The following is a 15,244-nucleotide window of genomic DNA, read 5'->3' on the forward strand; positions in this document are numbered from 1 at the left end:
GCGGGGCCGTCATTGACCTATCGCGCGGCGTAGCGATCACGCAGCTTAGCCAGCGTTGCTTCGATGCCGGCCGCGTTGGCCTTGCACGCGCCAATCCGCTCGTAGTACTTGAGCTTGTTCTTGAGCTCACCCGCCGCGTGGTAATCAAAGGTCTCGGTGACGCGGGTGAGCGTGGGCGAGAGAGACTCGAACTCCCATCTCCAGCGGTGCCCGGCCGGATGCCGCCATTCGACCAATTCGTTGGGCTTGAGAGCGGTCACCGTGCTGGTAATGCGGTACGGCACGCCGAACATTCGCATGTTTGTCGAGAACTTCGTGCCGGCCACCAGGGTCACCGGCGCCTTGATGTTGTCGCGAACCGTGCCGGAGCCGTCCAGTTCGCTGTGACGCCGCGGATCAGCAACGATTGCGAACAGCTCGGCCGCGGGAGCGGCCACTTCGACGGAACGACTGACCCGACGAGGGCCCGCATCGACAACCACGACAGTCATCAGTTCTCCTCGCGTCACGTGAACTCGCCCCAGCCTACGTAACCCGCTAGCCCATTTGCCTTGCCACCGGCCGGTAGCCGCTCCACACCCGGGACACCCGCTGGAAAAACATCACGCCCGAAGCCCTTGACAGATATACCCCTGGGGGCGTATATAGACAGAGTGGTTATATACCCCTAGGGGGTATAGATGGGAGAGTGATGAACACCAGCCAGTACCAGGTCGCCGGGATGCGATGCGGGCATTGCGAATCCGCCATCCGAAGCGAGGTGGCCCAGATCCCGGGCGGCGCCACGGTCGCCGTCAGCGCGCGAACGGGCAGGCTGCTGGTTGCAGGGTCGGCTCCGATTGATCCGACGACGGTGTTGGGTGCGATCGACGAGGCCGGCTACCAGGCGGTCCTGGTCGCATGAGCGCGCGCGCCAGACTAGCCCTGTACGCGACGGGCATGGCCGCGTTGTTCGGCGCGGCATTCCTGGTCGGGGGTGCGGTGATTGCGCACCCGATCTCGACGTCCTGGGCTCGGTCCGGGCACGCCGGTCACCAGGCTGGGACGCAACCGGTGCGCGGGGTGTCTCTCAGTGCGGGCGATCTGATGCTCGACGACGTCGCGGCCCCACCCGCGGTCGGAGTGCAGGGCACCTTGTCATTTCGGGTCCAGTCGCTCGGAGGCGTGCCGGTGACGAGGTATGCGATCGAGAACGCCAAGAAACTTCATCTCATCGTGGTCCGCAGCGACGGCACCGAGTTTCGCCATGTCCATCCCACGATGAGCGCCGAGGGCCGCTGGTCAATCCCATGGGCATGGAACGCCGCCGGTACCTATCGGGTGTTCGCCGACTTCGTCCCGGAAGGCGGCAACCCCACGGTCCTGACATATGCGCTCAATGTCGGGGGCATGTTCACCCCGGACCCACCGCCGTCGGCGACAAACGTCAGCCGGACCGACGGGTTCACCGTGACCATCGACGGCCCGTTCACGGCCCAGTCACCGTCACGGCTGATCGCAACCGTCACCCGGGACGGCCAGCCGGTCACGACCCTGCAGCCCTACCTCGGTGCATACGGACATCTGGTGGTGCTGCGCGAGGGAGACCTGGCGTATCTGCATGCACATCCCGAGAATGGCGCGGCGTCGGCCGGATCGGCTAGCCCGGCCCAGATTGCCTTCACCACCGAACCGCCCACCCCGGGCCGCTACCTGCTCTACCTCGACTTCCAGGTGAACGGGCGAGTGCACACCGCCCAGTTCGTGCGCTGCGCCGCAGAGCAATCCAGCCATCCAGCAACACATCAGTAAGGAGCACACCATGCCCAAGACGACCGGTTTGCCGGCCACACTGAGCAACGTCGAGCTGGACATCGCCGGGATGACCTGCGCGTCATGCGCGATGCGCATCGAGAAGAAGTTGAACAAGCTCGACGGTGTCAGCGCGACCGTCAACTACGCGACCGAGCGGGCCACCGTCACTGCCCCGGCCGGGTATGACCCGCAGATCCTGATCACCGAGGTCGAGAAGGCAGGCTACGCAGCGGCTTTGCCGCAGCACCGGCAACAGCCCGCGGCGGCGGCAACAACGGACACGCACGGCGTCGACCCCGAGCTGGCGTCGCTGCGCGGTCGATTGGTCGGCGCGGTTGTGCTGGCCGGCCCGGTGATCCTGATGGCGATGCTGCCCACCCTGCAGTTCCGGTACTGGCAGTGGGCCTCGCTGGCGCTGGCCGCGCCGGTCATCGTGTGGGCGGGCCGACCTTTCCACCAAGCCGCGTGGGTCAATCTCAAGCACGGCACCGCCACCATGGACACCTTGATCTCGGTTGGGACCCTCGCGGCGTTCCTGTGGTCGTTGTACGCCCTGTTCCTGGGTACGGCCGGAGAACCCGGGATGCGCCACCCCTTCGAGCTGACCATCACACCCGGTGACGGCGCATCCAACATCTATCTCGAGGTGGCCGCGGGGGTGATCGCGTTCGTGTTGGCGGGCCGGTATTTCGAGAAGCGCTCCAAGCGGCGCGCGGGCGCCGCCTTGCAGGCGCTACTCGAGCTCGGCGCCAAAGACGTAGCGGTATTGCGCAACGGCGCCGAGATCCGGGTCCCCGTGCAAGAACTCACCGTCGACGACGAGTTCGTGGTGCGCCCGGGCGAAAAGATCGCCACCGACGGCACCGTCGTCGCCGGCTCTTCGGCGGTGGACGCGTCGATGCTCACCGGGGAGTCCGTCCCGGTTGAGGTCGGCCCGGGGGACACCGTCACCGGCGCCACCACAAACGCCGGCGGGCGCCTCGTGGTGCGCGCCACCCGGGTCGGTGAGCACACCCAGCTGGCGCAGATGGCCAAGCTCGTCGAGGCCGCCCAATCGGGCAAAGCCGACGTGCAACGGCTCGCCGACCGCGTCTCCGGGGTATTCGTGCCGATCGTCATCGCCATCGCCGTGACCACACTGGGTGTGTGGCTCGGCGCGGGCTATCCGGTCAGCGCGGCGCTGACCGCCGCGGTGGCCGTGCTCATCATCGCCTGCCCGTGCGCGCTGGGACTGGCGACTCCGACCGCACTGCTGGTCGGCACCGGGCGCGCGGCCGCGCTGGGGGTCCTCATCAAGGGGCCCGAAATGCTCGAGTCCACCCGCAGAGTCGACACAATCGTGCTGGACAAGACCGGAACCGTGACGACCGGCAAGATGACCCTGCTCGAGGTGATCACCGTGTCCGACACCGACCGCGCAACGGCGCTGCGTTACGCGGGCGGGCTCGAGGCCGCCTCCGAACACCCCATCGCGGCGGCAATCGTCAAGAGCGCCAGGGCAGAACTGGGCACGCTGCCCGAGCCGGCGGACTTCGCCAACACCGAAGGTCAAGGGGTTCGGGGCATTATCGACGGGCACGCCGTCATCGTTGGACGCGCCAGCCTGCTAGCGGACTGGGCACAGCACCTCGACCCGGACCTGGCAGCGGCCAAGGATCGGGCCGAGAGCCAGGGCAAGACGGCGGTCGCGGTGGGTTGGGACGGTCGGGCGCGCGCCATCCTGGTGATCGCCGACACCGTCAAACCCACCAGCGCTGCGGCCATTCGGGAGTTCAAACGGCTGGGGCTAACCCCGGTGCTGCTAACCGGTGACAACCCAACGGTGGCGCGCCACATCGCCGACGAGGTCGGTATCGACGAGGTCATCGCCGATGTACTGCCAGCGGGCAAAGTTGCCGCGGTCAGGCGCCTGCAGTCCGAAGGCAAGATCGTCGCGATGGTGGGCGACGGCGTCAACGACGCAGCCGCGTTGGCCACCGCGGATCTGGGACTGGCGATGGGCACCGGCGCCGATGTGGCGATCGAGGCCGCCGATCTCACCCTGGTGCGCGGTGACCTGCGTGCCGCAGCAGACGCGATCCGGCTCTCCCGGCGGACCCTGAACACCATCAAGACCAACCTGTTCTGGGCCTTCGGCTACAACGTCGCCGCGCTCCCGTTGGCCGCTTTCGGTCTGCTCAATCCGATGCTCGCCGGTGCCGCGATGGCGTTCTCCAGCGTGTTCGTGGTGAGCAACAGCCTGCGGTTGCGCTCCTTCACCAGCGTCATCACGGACGCACCGCCAGCCACGGGCAGTCCGACGCGATGGGACGCCACACCGGAATCGCCTGCCGAACTCTCAACGCTGCCCGGCGAACCCTCCGGTTGCCCACGATAGCCGCCTTCGGCACGGCCGCCTCGAAACGTCACCCGGCGGAGGTCAACCGAGCCAACCGCCTACCGAGGGCGGCATGGAAACGTCCAACCGCACTCTCGTGCCGACCGAACTCGACGAAAGCGTTTGCTCCGGCGGCGAGGCCACGTTGAACGCCCTCGGACATCTCGTTGTCCTCGGAGAGGCCCTGCCCGATGAAGCTGCCCGCGCCGGCCAAGTTGCTCGACGCGTCGAGCGAATCACGCTCGGCGACATCGGGGGTGACCATCGAATAGATGGTCACGGCGGTGCGATCGACGCTCACCGGATCGATCACGACCATGGCGATCACATCCGGGAACGTCGCCAACATGACGTTGGGGAACAGCTGATACAAATACGTCACCCTGGCACCCGTGGTCCAGGTGTGCTCCGGACGGTCTCGGAGCCGTTCAATATTGCGGTACGGGAAGGTGATACGAGTGTTGGGCCCGAATGCCTCCACCACATTGAGATCGTCGTACTGGACGGGAAAGAACGTGTCTTTGTGGGTCGACCGGATACGGTAGCCCTCTAGGAACTGCTCTACGAGCACCTTCCAATTGATCTCCCGCAGCGTTGATTCAACGACAATCAGGCGCTCGGCCGGGACGAGCTTCGCCCGCCAGGGACTACCGTCGGTCAGCCAGCCGATCGCTCCCTCGTCCTCGATCAGGCCAGCGTCCACGGGGTCGAGTGGACCAATCACGATGAGCCCGTCCACCTCGTGGCTTTCCACCTCGACCAAGCCACGCGCGGACATGTCCAGGTCGGGGAAGGCCTCCGCGTGCGGGACGTGCGACAACGACCCGTCCAGACGGTATATCCAACCGTGGTAGCGGCATACCAGCGCATGAGAACAGCCGGCGTTCTCCACCAGAGCAAAGCCGCGATGCCGGCAGGCATTGCGGAACACCCGCGCTCGCCCGTCGGCCCCGCGCACCGCGAACAGGGGCACCCCGAAGGCGGTCCGTTCCACGTGATCGCCGTTGTTCGGGATCGCGGCCGACGGCACGAACACACTCGGCATGCCGCGCAGCAACCGTAACTCGGCGGCGAAGCGCTCTGGACTGACGTAGTTTTCGACCGGCTCGCGCCAAGCCTCGCCCTCGTCGGTGGTCCCGGCATCGATATGGGCAAGGACGCGCCGGACGATCTCTGCATCCTCGGCAACCAACGGCTTCGTCGGCGAGCTCACGTATGCCAGTATCACACTGTGGAAATCATGCGTCAACAATTCGGTGATATGGAGGTTAGGTGTCCCCGACGTCCGCGGCCCGAGTACGCCGGCTGATCGGCAACCGGCCGCTCAGCGCACGTTCGGTGCTCGCATCGGCATTGCTGGGCGCCGACCAGGCCCGCCTCACGGTGGCCGAGTTGGTGGCGGTGGCCTCCCTGTTCGGCATCAGCGACGGCGCCGCCCGCACCTGCCTCTGGCGGATGGTCAGCAGCGGCGAACTGACCAGCGGCGAAGGCAGCTATGCGCTCGCCGGGCACCTGCTGGAGCGGCGGCAGCGTGTCGACGAGGCGTCTCGGATCGCTGACACAGCCGTTGGCTCCTGGGACCGAACCTGGGAACTGGCGGTCGTCTCGCTGGATCGCCGCTCCGCGGCCGATCGCCTCGAGCTCAGAAAGGCAGCCATGGCTCTGCACCTCGCGGAGCTGCGCGAAGGCGTCTGGATACGTCCGGATAACCTTGACCCGCAACGTCTTCCGATCTCCCGGTCGGTGCTGGACCGCCAGTGCATCCATTTTCATGGCGCCGCTACCGATATCAGCGCCGACAAGGCCAGCAGCCTGTTCTCCCTCGACGAGTGGGCGGCCGATGCCCTGACCCTCATCCAGGCGATGGATGCCGAACTGGACCGGAGTAGCCGCGACGTTTCGGCGCAACGTTCCAGCTACCAGTTCGCTTTGTCGATCGCGGTGGTCCGCCACCTCCAACGCGACCCATTGCTACCGGCGGAGCTGATCGGCGACGACTGGCCCGGGCACCCATTGCGCAGCACCTACCTGCGCCTCGACGAGGCATTCAAGCGGCGGATGAGTCACGCGTTTCGTTGAACCCAGTGGCCGGCACGGCCTTTGCGCCGCAGCACCGGCGGCCCCTACGCCCCGGACTCCGCATCGAGCAGGAGCTGCAGCGTCTCCCGAAGCTCGCCCAATCGTTGCGGTCCCAGGATCTTTTGCCACCGCCGCTGCGCATCGAGCGCGTTGGCGCGCATCACCCGAAGCGCCTGGCGGCCCCGTGGCGTCAACTCGATGATTCGCGCACGAGCGTCAGCCGGGTCCGGCGCCCGCAGGACATACCCGTGGCGTTCCAGTGCGGCTACCGCCTGGGCCACCGCCTGCCTACTCACCCCAAGCCGGTCGGCCAGGTCCGACGCATGCAGGCCCCCGCCCGCCAGTGGAACGAGGCCGATCGCTTGTGCCGGCCGGATCCCATCGAGTCCGGCCGCGGCGAACGCCGACCTCAACTGGGGAGCCGCTGTGGCCGCGACCAATTGCATCAGGGCCGGCACCGTGGGCTCCCACGCCGCATCCAGAACACGTCGCATGACACCGAGTCTGCCATTCACGACACTAATGACAAGATGCTTGTCAAGTATGCGGCTGGGTGTCACCATGTGGCCGTGGCGGTTCGATGCGCTCGGGTAGTCAACGTGTGCCTGCTGGCCGCCTTGATCTTCTTGGCCAACACCTGCGTAGTCGGCACGCGGCTATCGGCAACGCCCGATTTCCCGATCCCGGCCGGACGGTCGGTTCAGATCCTCAACTCGGGCGGGATTTTCCGGATCTATCGGGTGTACCGTCCGCGTGGCTTAACCGGCGCGGCGCCCCTTGTGGTGATGTTGCACGGCGGTTTTGGTGATGGCGCGCAGGCCCAGCGCGACTACCACTGGAACAGTCAGGCCGACACCGACGGTTTCGTGGTCGCATACCCCAACGGTGTGCTGCGCGCCTGGAATGGCGGCACCTGCTGTGGCGCGCCGGAGAGCTTCGACATCGACGACGTCGGATTCATCACCGATATGGTCGCGACCATCCAGCGCCGGACCCCGATCGATCCGGCACGCGTCTACGCCACCGGCATGTCGGCCGGCGCCATCATGGCGCTTCGGTTGGGTTGCCAGTCCGACAAGTTCGCGGCGATCGCTCCCGTGGCCGGCACGCTGCTGACCGATTGCGCCCACGCGCGGCCCACATCGGTGCTGCAAATCCACGGCACCGCCGACGATCGCGTCCCATACGACGGCGGGCCGGGCGCGGCCCGCTCGTTCGACGGCACTGCGCGTGTCGACGGCCCCTCAGCGGCCGCGGTCAATGCCACCTAGCGCGCCATTGATGCGTGCGCACCGCCGACCTCAACCACTTCCGGAGTCGTGACAACCCAAACCGCTTCCTGCACCGACGCACGCAGGGTCACATTGATCTCGGTGGCCGGAGCCGGCCACCAGTGGCCCGGTAGCAGGTCCAAACCCGTCCTGGAAACGATCGCCGGCATCTCGCCACCGTCGACGGCGCTGGACGCGACCGCCACCATCTGGCAGTTCTTCAGTCAGGCCCACCTGTGAAAAGGCTTACAGCGCTTAGCTTCTCACCGTAGGCACATTGGCAGCCCGGGTCAGCGCTTCTGCGCCAGGATGGCGCCGCCGACCCACCGCCTGATAAAGCTTTTCAGCTCATCATCGGAGCGACTGGGCACATTGGGCGCGACAAAGAATGACAGCAACACCCGCAGAAGGAACTCCACCAGGTCGTGCCTGGCCGACTCGTCGGCGAATCCATACTCCGCCCAGTCGACGTCGAAACGCTCCAGCATCCGCACCCCGAATACCTGTGCCTCTTCGGAGGTGAGATTTTCCGGGTGTGTGTGGGCGTACGGTTGCGCGATCAGAATGCCGAGATGGGGCGTGCGCACCACGTCGCGCAGCGTAAACATCACCGCTTCGGCCATCGCCTCCGCGGGATCGCGCATGCCGCGCACGGCTTCGGTGAGCCGATCAAGAAAGCCGTCCACCGATGCGATTGCCGCCGCGCGCATGAGCGCATCTGCGGTCGGATAGTAGCGGTAGACCGTCTGCCTGATGACCCCCAGAGACGCTGCGACCTGGGCGAGACTGACATCGGATCCGGTCTCGGCGATCAGCCTCACCGCCGTGTCGACAATGCGCCGCGATGCCTCTTCGTCCGAGGCCGGCGGCGCTCCATTCCATCCGCGCCTACGCGCCACCGAACATCACCTCCGAGCAAAGCATTGGGTGAGCATAGCGCGACATGATGAATAACACGAAGGCATACCTATGCTGCGGCAACCCGCAGCCACGAACCCCCGCGACGTGTCCAGATCCTCGATAAACCTGCAGCTAACCGGCGTGCGGGTGGCCACGAAGCGAACGCGCGAGCTGGCCATACTTGGACGTCCTGGCACCCACGATATTCATTGGACATTGATTCCAGAGCAAACAAGGTGAGACGTCGACGATGTGGTCTGGCCACGGGCATTACCCCGGCGATGCCGGCGGACTCCCCGCCCGATGCGTGAAACGCCCCGCCGCTTCGGACGGCTTACCACCAGCGGTGAGTGCTCACGGCCAGTTGGTGGCGAAATTTGCGTAGTCCTCGTCGAGCTTGGCACAGAAGTCGGCGGCGGTGCCGGCCAGCAGGATGTGGTAAGTCTCAGGGCGGTGGTCTTGCCCTGACGTCGGATAGGTCCATCCGTGGGCGCACATCGCGTTGGATCCACCGGCGGTTGCCGCGGGCCAGACGGACCGGATGCAACCGGTCAGCGCCTGCATGTCCGATGTAGCGCTCTCGGCGATGACGAGCATCGCCCCCCCCCCCCCAACCCGCCATCGCTGCGCCGGTAGGCACGGGCCCCAAATGACGTGTTGACCTTCTGACATCCCAACGCGCGCTGCAGGGGGGCGAATGCGGAAGCCAGGCGTGAGTCGGCCACCTGCGCCGAGTCCATGATGAACGAGGCCGCGTCCGCGCCATCACCCTCTTGGACATCGGCATTACCCACGCTCATGAGTTGTCGCGCGATGCGGCTCTGGGCAGCCTCATCACCGCCACCGATGATCGGCCCGCCACCCGTGGATGGGATCGGGGGCAAGACGGCGCCGGGTGCGGCCTGCACCGGGGGCGCACCCACGACCGCGCCGGCGCACAGCACCCAGGCCGCGATATTCATGCCGATTCGAAATGCCATTGATTCCCCCAGGGTGGGCCGATGATCCGGGCTAGCGTACCCACCCGGGTGCAGCGCGCGACCGTGGTTCGCCGCGGCCGGAATGGCCGAGCGCGCCCGAATGCCAGCTGCTAGTCGTTCAGTATGCCGTCGATCAGCCGACGCAACACCTGTCGGCTCTCGCGGCGGGCACGCTTGGGATCATCGGCCGTCGCAATGAACATTGCCGCCTCGTCGAGCGCGCCGATCAACACATGGGCCAGTGGCCGCACCGGGTGGCGATCCAGCTGGCCCGCCCGGATGGCCTCGGTGATCAACTGCTCGGTCATGCCCAGGCTGTAGCGCTGTGCGACATCGCGGAAGCCCGCCCAGCCTAGCACCGCGGGTGCGTCCAACAGGATCAACTGACGCACCTCTGGATCGCCAGACACCTCCAGCCAGGCATCGACGGCAGCACGGATCGCGTCGGCGGGCGTGGCCGCCCCCGAGGTAGCCACCGAGGTAGCCATCCGCGTCATCACGTCCTGTTCCACCGCCTCGACGACCTCACCGAATAGCGCTGCCTTGTCAGCGAATTGGTGGTACATGGCGCCGCGGGTGACGCCGGCTTCCGCGGCGATCTCCGGCGTCCCCACCTCGGCATAGCCGCGACTGCCCCACAGCTTGCGAGCAGCGGTGATCAGCGCCTCGCGGGTAGCCGCGGAGCGCTCCTCTTGCGTGCGTCTCTTGATTTCCATACAACCTGTTGGTAAGTTACCGGCAGCGTGTTTGTAAGTGTATCGAAATGGGAGTCATCCATGCCGACGATCGACATTAACGCCGGAACCATCCATTACGAAGTAACCGGACCCGAACACGGCAGACCGGTCATATTCGTGCACGGGTACCTGATGGGTGGCCAGCTATGGCACCAGGTCAGCGAACGGCTTGCCGAGCGGGGCTTGCGTTGCTTCGCGCCGACCTGGCCCCTTGGCGCACACCCGAGGGCATTGGGTCCGGATGCCGACCGATCGATCACCGGCGTGGGTGACCTGGTCGCCGATGTGCTGGCAACCCTGGACCTGCATGATGTGGTGCTGGTAGGCAACGACACCGGTGGGGTCGTCGCACAGTTGGTGGCGGTGCATCATCCCGAGCGTCTTGGCGCGCTGGTGCTCACCAGTTGCGATGCTTTCGAACACTTTCCGCCACCGATTCTCAAGCCGGTGATCCTGGCAGCCAAGTCCAAGAAGATGTTTCGGGCCGCTATTCAAACCATGCGGTCGCCGGCGGCCCGCCGGCGCGCCTACGGCGACCTTGCCCACGCCGACATCGATGAGCTGGCGCAGCGCTGGGTACAACCGGCGCTCTCGAATCCGGCGATCGCCGAAGACCTGCGTCAGCTAACCCTGTCATTGCATACCGACGTCACCAGGGGCGTCGCCGCGCGGCTGCCCGAGTTCAGCAAGCCCGCCCTGATCGCCTGGTCGGCCGACGACAAGTTCTTTGCACTCGAGGACGGCCGGCTCCTCGCCGCCACCATCCCGAACGCCCGACTCGAGCTCATCGAGGGGGCCAGGACGTTTTCGATGCTCGACCGGCCAGATCGATTGGCCGATCTGCTATCAGCGGTGGCCGTACGCACCTAGGGCGCAACGCGCTGGGGACTGACGACGATCCAGCACCGCAACCGGCGCCCGGTTGGACGCCATTCACGCGATGACAATCGCCGCCAACCCCTGTTGCACCCGATCCGGCAGCGAGCCACCCTGACCAAGCCAGTCATCCAGCGCGATGCGCACCACGGCCATCGCCAACGCACCGACCAGCCGCGGCCTCGGGTCTTGGGGTACCAAATTGGGTATCCGCGGTGCAATCAAGTCGGCGATCGCCGATTCGTACCGCACATAGATGTGCAGCGTCCAGGCTTCCAACGTTTCCGAAGACCGGGTAAGCGTTGCCAATTCGCGTACTTGATCTTCCATCTCGGCAAATCCGACGGCGAGCCCACCGAAGGCGCCAACGACCGCCTCGACGGCGCTCAGATGCTCGGGTTGTGCCGCCAGAGCGGTAGCGATCCGGTCCAGCCAGTGCGCTGTCATGCCTTCTGCGACGGCGTCTTCTTTGGAGTTGAAATAACGGAAAAAGGTCGCCCGGCTGATGTCGGCGGTATCGGCGATGCGCTCCACCGTTGCCGCGGCCAACCCCAGATCGGCAACCAGCTGCGCCGCGGCCGTGGCAATGCGCTGGCGGGTCGCGGTGCGCTTGCGCTCGGCAAGCGAGGTGGCTGCGGGTGGCGGAGACATTCGCCCACTATATTCACGCGAACCACTACCGAATGTGTGAGACATAGTCTTATTGTGACACTATGTCTCACCACCTCGCCAGGCCTGTCGCGGATGCCCCCCAGGCGCTTGCCGCGTGGCAGTTCTTTCAGCGGATGCTCGCAGACGTCACCAAGATCGTGACCGAGGACGCCGAGTCCGAGCCGGAACTCCTGGAAGGACTGCGGGTCATCGCCCGGGTGTCGTCGCTATGCGCGCAAATGTCGGTGGAGTCCGACCCCGCCCGGCCCGTGTTCTTCGATATGTGTCCGCCGAACCGCATGATTGGCGGCCCCAACCCGGAGGGCAACTACTTTCTGGCGATGATCCGCGGCGACCACCGTTACCGGATCACCGGTACCCGGGGCACCAGTTGTTACCTGGGAATACAGATACTGGCCGGCACCGGACTCACGCCCCGGCGAATGGCCGGCTACCTCAGCGACGCCGACTTAGCGCTGCAGTCTGGTGAATTCACGCTGCTGCTTTCGGCGCTGGAACCCGGCGAGCTCGGCGGCGGGCAGTGGGTGCAAATCCCCGACGACGCATCGGCGATCGTCGTCCGGGAGTACGTCGGCGATCGCAGCCACGAAGAGCTGGCCAAAATGCGCATCGAGGCCTTCGACCCAGCCCCGGCGTCGCCACCAACCGACGACGAACTTGCGGGACAGTTCACGGCACTGGCGTGGTCCTTGATGAAGCTCACCACGCTGCACCGCACCATCAAGCCCGAACTGCTCGACCACCCCAACACCCTACTGACCGCCCAGGCCGCCGATCTTGGCGCCGCCGACACCACCCCGGACAACCTGTACATGATCGGGACCTTCCGGCTAGCACCGGGGCAGGCCCTGGTGCTGGACTTCGAGCCACCGGAAACGCGGTACTGGAGTGTCGCGCTGGAAAGCATCTGGCACGAATGTCTGGAGCCGGACAGCAGGCACAGCTCGGTGACCAATCGGGCGGTACGTGCCGGCGCGGATGGCCGGGTGCGTATTGCAATTTCCGAGCAGGACTTCGGTTTTGGACATTGGCTCGACACCGGTGGCCGGCATCGGGGGTTCGTGATCCTGCGCTGGCTGGACAATCCCCAAGCGCCCGACGTCGAGGTGTCGGTACGCCACCGGGAGCAGCGGGCATGAGCATGCCGCAGGATCGGTTCAAGCCCGAACGCCTGATCGCCACCGCCTGCGAGGAAGCCGGAAGCGACGACTTCGGCGCCGACGGGTGGCAAGACCGATTGCAGCGGGTCACCGACGCACTGATCCACGAGGCGCGGTTGTCGGCTATCGGCGTCGAGATCGCCCACCTGGACCTGATGCGCGCATTGCGTAACCGCCTCGGCGTCATCGCGTGGCGCCGCCAGCACCCCGAAATCGCCACGAAGGCAATCGATCAGCCCATCGTCATCGTCGGCCAGCCCCGCACCGGAACGACGATTCTCTACGACTTGCTCGCCCAGGACCCCGACCTTCGGGCACCGCTGACCTGGGAAGTCGATGCGCCGTGTCCGGTCCCCGCGCCCGAGACGTATCTCAGCGATCCACGAATCGCGCAGACAAAGGCCAGCATCGAACTCTCCGAGCAGATCATTCCCGGCTTCCTGTCCTTTCACCCGATGGGCGCACAGGTCGGACAGGAGTGCGTCCGCATCACGGCCAGCGAATTCACCAGCATGATCTATTCGGTGCAGTACCGGCTACCCAGTTACTACCGCTGGCTGCTGTACGAGGCGGACCACCGCGGCGCCTACCGATTCCATCGAATCTTTCTGCAACACCTTCAATCCGGCGTCTGGGGCCAGTGGCTGCTCAAATCGCCCGCGCATCTGTGGCAGCTGGATGCGCTATTGGCCGAGTACCCCGACGCGTTGATCGTGCAGACACACCGTGACCCACTCAACGTCATCTCCTCAATCGCGGCGCTGACCCATCACCTGCGCCGGATGGCCAGCGACGAATCCAGCATCGCCGAATGCGCGGCCCAGTGCTACGAGGAAATCGTGGTCGGCCTCGACCGGGAGATGGCGCTGCGCGCCGGTGGCGCCCCCCCCCGGCGGCCAGGTGATCGACGTGCTCTACACCGACTTCGTTAATGACCCCTGGAACACGATCAGGGGCGTATATCGCAAGCTGGGCCGCGAGCTGGCGCCGGAAACCGAACAACGCATGCGTGACTTCCTGAGGGCTCATCCCGGTGATGGCGGGCGGGGTCGGTACACCTGGTCGGATACCGGCCTGGACGCCAGCGTCGTTCGCGACCGGGTGCGTCCGTATCAAGACCGCTATGGGGTACCCACCAGGGCTCCGGCGTTGTTGATTAGCAGGCTTGTGAGCTGGGGAATTGTGGATTGAGGAGGTCTAGGCGGCGGTTGGCGGTCAAAGCGGTGATCCGGCAGGCTTCGGCGATGTTGTCGGCGCCGTTGAGGCGGTGCAGATTGATCGCGGTGTTGCGTAGCGTTGCTAGGACCTGTGCGCCGTTTCCGGTATGTGCCCTTTGACGGTCTTCGTCGAAGGTGACGTCGCGTATCCAGTGCAGGCTGTTCTCGATTCCCCAGTGTTGACGCATCCAGGTCATGATCGCGGTAGGGCGGGCGTGCTCGAACGGCAGGCTGCAGATGGCATAGACCACCTCCACGCTGCGCTGGTCGGTGGCGGTGATCAAGCGTTCACGAGTGATCCGGATGATTTGTTTTGCGTAGGGGAAGCCGATTCCTCGTGCAGCGGTGATGATTTGCAGGGTGCGGGTCTCGACACGGCCGTGGCCGCGGGAGTCGTCGGTAGCGGCTGTGGGCACCTCGGCCCAGGGCAGCGCGGTGATACGCGCAAGTATTTTGGCTTGGTTGGACTTGACGATCATCAGGTAGTGCGACTTCAAGGTGGCGCAGATCAACTTCGCGGTGACGACCTGGGTATGCATCGCATCCACGGTGACCAGCCACCGCAAGCTACCCGGCAGCAGCGTGAGCAGGGCACGTACGCAGGGAATTTCATTGCTTTTCTCGGCGACAGCGAGTTGACCGAGCACCAATCGGGCACGGTGGGCGAACACCGACACGAGATGCGTGGCTGTCGCTTTGGCGCGTAAAGCACCACGCAGCATCTTGCCGTCCAACGCGATCGGCACCAATCCACTGGGGTCGCTGCTGGCCACGTGTGCAGTGAAGTAACTGCCCATCCTGGCGTTGAGGTCGGCGGGGTCTAGCCGAGACAAAACAGCGCGGAAGGTCTTCTCACTGGGCCGCCGGAACCGGACCCCTAATTGGGCCAACACATCATCGGGAGCGGTGGCCGCCCATGTGGCAAAACCAGCATAGCCGCGCATCCCCGCGGCAGTGGCCAGAACCGCGATCGCCAACAAAGCCATCAGCGAATACCTCCGACCGCGTGGGTCCCTCGGGTCTGGCACCGAGGCCAACACATCGAGAAACTCCGATCCGATGAACTCGCTGCGCTCACCAGGACTCCAGCGGTCGAACACCTCTGGAACCGACGACACACGCAATACTGAAACGGTAGGCACGGGCAACTCCAGACCAACGACGAACAGTAACCAACTCGA

General features: G+C 65.6%; 13 protein-coding genes and 3 pseudogenes. 8 read left to right on the forward strand and 8 right to left on the reverse strand.

Translation table 11 applies throughout. From position 1 onward, the window contains the following. Positions 1-17 precede the first annotated feature (17 nt). Entirely contained in the window at positions 18-491 is a 474-nt protein-coding gene (locus tag MPSD_RS26510) for an SRPBCC family protein (RefSeq protein WP_015354047.1), read from the reverse strand. Positions 492-691: 200 nt separating this feature from the next. Here MPSD_RS26510 and MPSD_RS26515 point away from each other — a divergent pair, with 200 nt between their 5' ends. From MPSD_RS26515 to MPSD_RS26525, 3 genes are read left to right on the forward strand one after another with little or no spacing between them, the layout of a single operon-like run. Beyond that, positions 692-904 (forward strand): heavy-metal-associated domain-containing protein, encoded by a 213-nt coding sequence (locus tag MPSD_RS26515; protein WP_036426156.1) that lies wholly within the window; start codon positions 692-694, stop codon positions 902-904. Further along, a complete protein-coding gene (locus tag MPSD_RS26520; RefSeq protein WP_012392229.1) occupies positions 901-1,791 on the forward strand; it encodes a hypothetical protein in 891 nt (296 codons plus the stop codon). Before MPSD_RS26515 ends, MPSD_RS26520 begins: the two co-directional genes overlap by 4 nt. Positions 1,792-1,801: 10 nt before the next feature. Then, positions 1,802-4,171, forward strand: a complete 2,370-nt coding sequence (locus MPSD_RS26525; RefSeq protein ID WP_086085077.1) for a heavy metal translocating P-type ATPase — start codon at positions 1,802-1,804, stop codon at positions 4,169-4,171. Between the two features lie 28 nt (positions 4,172-4,199). Here the strand turns inward: MPSD_RS26525 and MPSD_RS26530 are convergent, their stop codons facing one another. Beyond that, the gene (locus tag MPSD_RS26530) at positions 4,200-5,399 is read right to left on the reverse strand and encodes an aromatic ring-hydroxylating oxygenase subunit alpha (RefSeq protein ID WP_020785638.1); all 1,200 of its coding nucleotides are present in this window, start codon (positions 5,397-5,399) and stop codon (positions 4,200-4,202) included. Positions 5,400-5,443: 44 nt separating this feature from the next. Between MPSD_RS26530 and MPSD_RS26535 the strand changes: the two genes are divergently transcribed. Continuing rightward, positions 5,444-6,250 (forward strand): PaaX family transcriptional regulator C-terminal domain-containing protein, encoded by an 807-nt coding sequence (locus MPSD_RS26535; protein WP_086085078.1) that lies wholly within the window; start codon positions 5,444-5,446, stop codon positions 6,248-6,250. A 44-nt stretch (positions 6,251-6,294) separates the two neighbouring features. Here MPSD_RS26535 and MPSD_RS26540 read toward each other — a convergent pair whose 3' ends face one another. Then, positions 6,295-6,744 (reverse strand): MarR family winged helix-turn-helix transcriptional regulator, encoded by a 450-nt coding sequence (locus MPSD_RS26540; RefSeq protein ID WP_020785636.1) that lies wholly within the window; start codon positions 6,742-6,744, stop codon positions 6,295-6,297. A gap of 36 nt (positions 6,745-6,780) precedes the next feature. On the opposite strand from MPSD_RS26540, the pseudogene MPSD_RS26545 reads away from it, so the two are divergent. Next, positions 6,781-7,761 (forward strand): annotated as a pseudogene (locus tag MPSD_RS26545) (extracellular catalytic domain type 1 short-chain-length polyhydroxyalkanoate depolymerase). Positions 7,762-7,811: 50 nt separating this feature from the next. Here the strand turns inward: MPSD_RS26545 and MPSD_RS26550 are convergent. The 3 genes and pseudogenes from MPSD_RS26550 to MPSD_RS26565 form a co-directional block, all read right to left on the reverse strand. Beyond that, the gene (locus MPSD_RS26550) at positions 7,812-8,420 is read right to left on the reverse strand and encodes a TetR/AcrR family transcriptional regulator (RefSeq protein WP_020727704.1); all 609 of its coding nucleotides are present in this window, start codon (positions 8,418-8,420) and stop codon (positions 7,812-7,814) included. A gap of 355 nt (positions 8,421-8,775) precedes the next feature. After that, positions 8,776-9,401 (reverse strand): annotated as a pseudogene (locus MPSD_RS30960) (hypothetical protein). Positions 9,402-9,511: 110 nt separating this feature from the next. Next, positions 9,512-10,117 carry a TetR/AcrR family transcriptional regulator gene (locus tag MPSD_RS26565; protein WP_086085079.1) on the reverse strand — a complete coding sequence of 202 codons (606 nt, stop codon included), beginning with the start codon at positions 10,115-10,117 and terminating at the stop codon, positions 9,512-9,514. Between the two features lie 60 nt (positions 10,118-10,177). Here MPSD_RS26565 and MPSD_RS26570 point away from each other — a divergent pair, with 60 nt between their 5' ends. Continuing rightward, the gene (locus tag MPSD_RS26570) at positions 10,178-11,008 is read left to right on the forward strand and encodes an alpha/beta fold hydrolase (protein WP_020785631.1); all 831 of its coding nucleotides are present in this window, start codon (positions 10,178-10,180) and stop codon (positions 11,006-11,008) included. A 63-nt stretch (positions 11,009-11,071) separates the two neighbouring features. Here the strand turns inward: MPSD_RS26570 and MPSD_RS26575 are convergent, their stop codons facing one another. Next, positions 11,072-11,665 carry a TetR family transcriptional regulator gene (locus MPSD_RS26575; RefSeq protein WP_012392219.1) on the reverse strand — a complete coding sequence of 198 codons (594 nt, stop codon included), beginning with the start codon at positions 11,663-11,665 and terminating at the stop codon, positions 11,072-11,074. Positions 11,666-11,727: 62 nt separating this feature from the next. Between MPSD_RS26575 and MPSD_RS26580 the strand changes: the two genes are divergently transcribed. Then, entirely contained in the window at positions 11,728-12,825 is a 1,098-nt protein-coding gene (locus tag MPSD_RS26580; RefSeq protein ID WP_020785630.1) for a DUF1214 domain-containing protein, read from the forward strand. After that, positions 12,822-14,037: pseudogene (locus MPSD_RS26585) on the forward strand (sulfotransferase family protein). The gene MPSD_RS26580 and the pseudogene MPSD_RS26585 overlap by 4 nt, the downstream one beginning before the upstream one ends. On the opposite strand, the gene MPSD_RS26590 reads toward MPSD_RS26585, so the two are convergent. Then, positions 14,003-15,205 (reverse strand): ISAs1-like element IS2404/ISMul1 family transposase, encoded by a 1,203-nt coding sequence (locus MPSD_RS26590; protein ID WP_420811982.1) that lies wholly within the window; start codon positions 15,203-15,205, stop codon positions 14,003-14,005. The pseudogene MPSD_RS26585 and the gene MPSD_RS26590 overlap by 35 nt on opposite strands. Positions 15,206-15,244: the final 39 nt, after the last annotated feature.

Origin of the sequence: Mycobacterium pseudoshottsii JCM 15466 (assembly GCF_003584745.1) — a bacterium.
In the GTDB taxonomy this organism is placed as follows: Bacteria; Actinomycetota; Actinomycetes; order Mycobacteriales; family Mycobacteriaceae; genus Mycobacterium; species Mycobacterium marinum.

Excerpts from the sequence above, each read along its gene's own strand:
- MPSD_RS26565 (WP_086085079.1), bottom strand. The coding sequence starts at position 10,117 with ATGGAAATCAAGAGACGCACGCAAGAGGAGCGCTCCGCGGCTACCCGC.
- MPSD_RS26575 (WP_012392219.1), bottom strand. The coding sequence starts at position 11,665 with ATGTCTCCGCCACCCGCAGCCACCTCGCTTGCCGAGCGCAAGCGCACC.
- MPSD_RS26570 (WP_020785631.1), top strand. The coding sequence starts at position 10,178 with ATGCCGACGATCGACATTAACGCCGGAACCATCCATTACGAAGTAACC.
- MPSD_RS26525 (WP_086085077.1), top strand. The coding sequence starts at position 1,802 with ATGCCCAAGACGACCGGTTTGCCGGCCACACTGAGCAACGTCGAGCTG.
- MPSD_RS26540 (WP_020785636.1), bottom strand. The coding sequence starts at position 6,744 with ATGCGACGTGTTCTGGATGCGGCGTGGGAGCCCACGGTGCCGGCCCTG.
- MPSD_RS26515 (WP_036426156.1), top strand. The coding sequence starts at position 692 with ATGAACACCAGCCAGTACCAGGTCGCCGGGATGCGATGCGGGCATTGC.
- MPSD_RS26520 (WP_012392229.1), top strand. The coding sequence starts at position 901 with ATGAGCGCGCGCGCCAGACTAGCCCTGTACGCGACGGGCATGGCCGCG.
- MPSD_RS26580 (WP_020785630.1), top strand. The coding sequence starts at position 11,728 with ATGTCTCACCACCTCGCCAGGCCTGTCGCGGATGCCCCCCAGGCGCTT.
- MPSD_RS26510 (WP_015354047.1), bottom strand. The coding sequence starts at position 491 with ATGACTGTCGTGGTTGTCGATGCGGGCCCTCGTCGGGTCAGTCGTTCC.